At 37.5% G+C, this 4,428-nt stretch carries 3 protein-coding genes; 2 read left to right on the top strand and 1 reads right to left on the bottom strand.

Annotated features, from left to right (window positions below; translation table 11 throughout):
• The first annotated feature begins 959 nt into the window (after positions 1-959).
• Positions 960-2,222, top strand: a complete 1,263-nt coding sequence (locus F6K22_RS33350) for a valine--pyruvate transaminase (protein ID WP_293108235.1) — start codon at positions 960-962, stop codon at positions 2,220-2,222.
• Between the two features lie 438 nt (positions 2,223-2,660).
• Here F6K22_RS33350 and F6K22_RS33345 read toward each other — a convergent pair whose 3' ends face one another.
• A complete protein-coding gene (locus F6K22_RS33345; RefSeq protein ID WP_293108233.1) occupies positions 2,661-2,786 on the bottom strand; it encodes a hypothetical protein in 126 nt (41 codons plus the stop codon).
• Positions 2,787-3,504: 718 nt separating this feature from the next.
• Between F6K22_RS33345 and F6K22_RS33340 the strand changes: the two genes are divergently transcribed.
• Positions 3,505-3,984, top strand: a complete 480-nt coding sequence (locus F6K22_RS33340) for a C40 family peptidase (RefSeq protein WP_293108230.1) — start codon at positions 3,505-3,507, stop codon at positions 3,982-3,984.
• The last annotated feature ends 444 nt before the right edge of the window (positions 3,985-4,428 follow it).

The raw sequence follows: 4,428 nt of genomic DNA, 5'->3' as shown, positions 1-4,428 counted from the left end.
CCCCCTAGAGGAGATGAGTAGTGAAATTTTCCAACTATTGCGTATAGAGCAATAGTTAATTCATTTGCTCAAGCACCCCGCCAGAGGAGATGAGTAGTGAAATTTTCCAACTATTGCGTATAGAGCAATAATTGATTCATTTGCTGAAGCACCCCGCCAGAGGAGATGAGTAGTGAAATTTTCCAACTATTGCGTATAGAGCAATAGTTAATTCATTTGCTCAAGCACCCCGCCAGAGGAGATGGGTAGTAAAATTTTCCAACTATTGCGTATAGAGCAATAGTTAATTCATTCCCTGAAGCACCCCGCCAGAGGAGATGGGTAGTAAAATTTTCCAACTATTGCGTATAGAGTAATAATTGATTCATTTGCTCAAGCACCCCGCCAGAGGAGATGAGTAGTGAAAATTTTCCGTGCTGAAGCACTCCCCCTAGAGGAGATGAGTAGTGAAATTTTCCAACTATTGCGTATAGAGCAATAATTGATTCATTCCCTGAAGCACCCCGCCAGAGGAGATGGGTAGTAAAATTTTCCGACTATTGCGTATAGAGCAATAATTGATTCATTCCCTGAAGCACTCCGCCAGAGGAGATGGGTAGTAAAATTTTCCGACTATTGCGTATAGAGCAATAATTGATTCATTCCCTGAAGCACTCCGCCAGAGGAGATGGGTAGTAAAATTTTCCGACTATTGCCTATAGAGCAATAGTTAATTCATTTGCTGAAGCACTCCGCCAGAGGAGATGGGTAGTAAAATTTTCCGACTATTGCCTATAGAGCAATAATTGATTCATTTGTGGAAGCACCCCGCCAGGGGAGATGGGTAGTGAAATTTTCCAACCCCATGCCTATAGAGCAATAATCAATTTATTTCCTGAAGCACTCACTAGACCTAAATTCTTTAGGGAAGTTAGCTAAAATTAACCAGATGTCAATCTATTTTTTAACTTAATTCCATGATTAATCCTACCTTGACTCAATTTGGTACAACAATGTCCCGTCTTACGGGTGTGCGAGCTATTATGGCAGATATTATTGCCACCCTACGAGCGGGTCAAGGTCAGGAATTTCTCAACTTCAGTTCTGGAAATCCTCTAGTTTTGCCAGAGGTAGAAAAATTGTGGAAAGATTGTACCACAAAATTATTGGCAAGTCCAGAATATGGGGAAGTAGTAGGACGTTATGGTTCCTCCCAGGGTTATCAACCTTTTATTGATGCAGTTGTTAATGATTTTAATTCTCGCTATGGGTTGAATTTGAGCGATCGCAACGTTTTGATTACTCCAGGTTCTCAGTCTATATATTTCTATGCTGCTAATGCTTTTGGAGGATATACTGACAACGAAATTCTGAAAAAAATTGTTCTACCCCTCAGTCCAGACTATACAGGTTATGGTGGAGTTAGTTTAGTCCCAGAGGCAGTAGTTGCCTATAAACCGACTCTGGATATTGATGTTGAGGGTCATCGCTTCAAATATTGTCCTGACTTTAGTCAACTGGTCATTGATGAAAATACTGGTTGTGTGATTTTCTCACGCCCCTGTAACCCTACTGGCAATGTTATTAGTGTTGATGAGGTAAAGAAAATTGCTCTTCAAGCTGCTGTTTATGATGTGCCAGTATTTGTGGATGCTGCTTATGCTCCTCCCTATCCAGGGTTAAATTTTGTAGATATGGAACCTGTTTTTGGGGATAATATTGTTCATTGTCTGAGTTTATCAAAGGCTGGACTTCCTGGGGAAAGAATAGGAATTGCTATTGGGGATGAACGAATCATTGAGGTTTTGCAGGCGTTTCAGACTAATATGTGTATTCATTCTCCTCGTTACGGACAGGCGATCGCTACTGATGCAATTAATTCTGGCGCTCTGGCAGAAATTTCTACTCAAGTGATTCGACCTTTTTATCAAAATAAATTTTCGATTTTAGAGTCAACTTTAGAAAAGGCTTTACCAAAAAATTTGCCTTGGTTTCTCCATCGTTTTGAGGGAGCTATTTTTGCTTGGTTGTGGTTAAAAGATTTACCGATGACTGATTGGGATCTTTACCAAAAGTTGAAGGAAGTGGGGGTTATTGTTGTGCCTGGTAGTTCATTTTTCCCTGGTTTGCGGGAAGAATGGGTTCATAAACAAGAGTGTATTCGGATTAGTTTGACGGCTTCTGATGAGGATATTCAAGAGGGAATGAAACGTTTGGCTAAGATGATAATTTCTATTTTTTAAAGCACCTCAGCTAACTTTAGTTAATTTAGCTATTACCAAGGTGCAATTAGTGTAGGTTGGGTTGAGGAACGAAACCCAACAGATATCTCCAGAAAAGAGGGAGTAGGAACTAGGAAATAGGGAGGAAACAATTGATGATTTCTGTAAATAAATTATGATTTTATTCTTGATTATTGAAGATGTCTAATACAGCTATAGCAATCCTAAATGATTTGTGAAAAAAAAACTGGGTAGTCCTGCATGGTAATGGTGAGGATATATTTTTTTTAAAAAAGCAATCAGCAATCAGCCACTCAGCCACTCAGCAGTAAACGTGAACGAAGGGGAATGTTACCCCTCCGCGCACTATCGTGCTTATAGAAGCACTTGATTTAAACGATCGCTCAAAAAGCTGAATTTCGCAGTTCCTCCGCAGGAGGCTAGCGTATGGGCTAAAAGTTAATAGCTAGTTAATTTCTCCCATCTCCCCATCTCCGACACTCCCCATCTCCCGACACTCCCGGTGCTTCCTTTACCATTACGCGAGCACCACCACCAAAAACTGTAGGGGTTTAGTCTTTTCATCCAATTTTCGCGCTCTGTTTGGAGACAAAACCCCTACGATAAAATATTACAACTTACAAGATATTTAGGTTTGCTATATTACTAAATTTAGAGTTAACAATAATGTTAAAATTGGGGCGATTTTTCTAGTAGTCTGGCTATTCCTGATCGGATTTAGTTGAAAGCTTCTGTTCTTTATCAAGGTTGAAAAGAAACTTACAGCAGTTTCCGAAACTATGAGTTCAACAATTAATAATTAATAATTAATAATTAATTATTACCTCTTCTTATAACGGATAGGATTGGCGCTCAAGGAATTTTTTTTCTTTCTTCTCCATGAATGGAGAGGCTTTATACCTTAATTTTTCGGTAAAGTTGTTTTTCTTCTTTTCTGTTCCCTGTTCCCTCAAACCTAAAATTTTGTACCTCATAACAACGGAAAGCGCTGTATCAGTTTGTTGAATACATTAAGGAAGTTGTAATAGTATAGACTAGGATTTAGACACAAGGAACCCAGAAACCTGATTTTTGTAAATATCTGTTGTTAAAATATACAGCAGATTCCAAGTATATGAAGTACAGATATTAACAATTAAATTTTCCCAGTGTGGGCATCTTGCCAGCTATGAGTGTACCTTACAAAATGGAATCCGCTGTAAGAGTTATTATAAAAACTGGCTTTCTTTGCGTCAGTCCTAATAGACTTTAAAAAATCTACATAAAAGGAGTATAAAATATTATGAACGCCTCAATTTATAGTGTTGCTATTGAATCGACTGCTGGAATTGCTAGACATTATTTTATTTCGTCTGACGGAACGTTTGAAAACTCAATTGGATGGGGTACTCAAGGAATTCAATATCAGGGAAAAGGGGCACAATTAACAGTTGAAGAAGAACAACGAGCTTGTGAATATTTACAAAAGTTTGGCAAGTATAATATTCATACTAATAATTGTGAAATGTTTGCTTGGTATGTAATTACTGGAAGACGTTATTCTGGGCAAATTCAAGAAAAAGTTCACACTGCAATTGGAGCTAAAATAGTTTCTTTTGTACAACCTGTTTTGACAGCTAGAGAAATGGTTAATCATCAGTATGAACAAGCAATAGTTGGTAAATTTAATGAAGACTTAGAAAAAGCAAAACTTGCTCGGTTAAAATCAGACCAAGCAATGCGTGATGATTTTTGGAAAAAAAGAGATGCCAATAAAGATTAGATTTGAGAGTAAATATAAGTTCCTGAAGAATTCTAATTGTTCTTTCAGTATAAACATTCAGCTGTGGCAATACGCGCAGAGGTTGTAATATTTTATCGTAGGGGTTTTGTCTCCAAACAGAGCGCGAAAATATGATTAAAAGACCAAACCCCTATAAATCATTTAGGATGGTTATATAAGTTATGTCAAATTCGGTAGTATCGGTGTCAAAATCTGAGAAACTGGATTGGTCTTAAATCTCTTGTGATAATAAAATTAATTTCCCATCAACCCGGTTTTTTATAATACTATCGGTGTCAAAAATCTGAGGAAATGGATTGGTCTTAAATCTCTTGTGATAATAAAATTAATTTCCCATCAACCCGGTTTTTTTATAATACTATCGGTGTCAAAAATCTGAGGAAATGGATTGGTCTTAAATCTCTTGTCATAATAAAATTAATT

Source organism: Okeania sp. SIO2F4 (assembly GCF_010672385.1).
Lineage (GTDB): Bacteria > Cyanobacteriota > Cyanobacteriia > Cyanobacteriales > Microcoleaceae > Trichodesmium.
Note: the sequence above shows the minus strand (reverse complement) of the source record. Positions and strands in the feature narration are given on the sequence as shown.

Bases quoted from the DNA above. Each gene is read 5' to 3' on its own strand.
- F6K22_RS33340 (WP_293108230.1), top strand. From the start codon at position 3,505: ATGAACGCCTCAATTTATAGTGTTGCTATTGAATCGACTGCTGGAATT.
- F6K22_RS33345 (WP_293108233.1), bottom strand. From the start codon at position 2,786: ATGAAAAGACTAAACCCCTACAGTTTTTGGTGGTGGTGCTCGCGTAAT.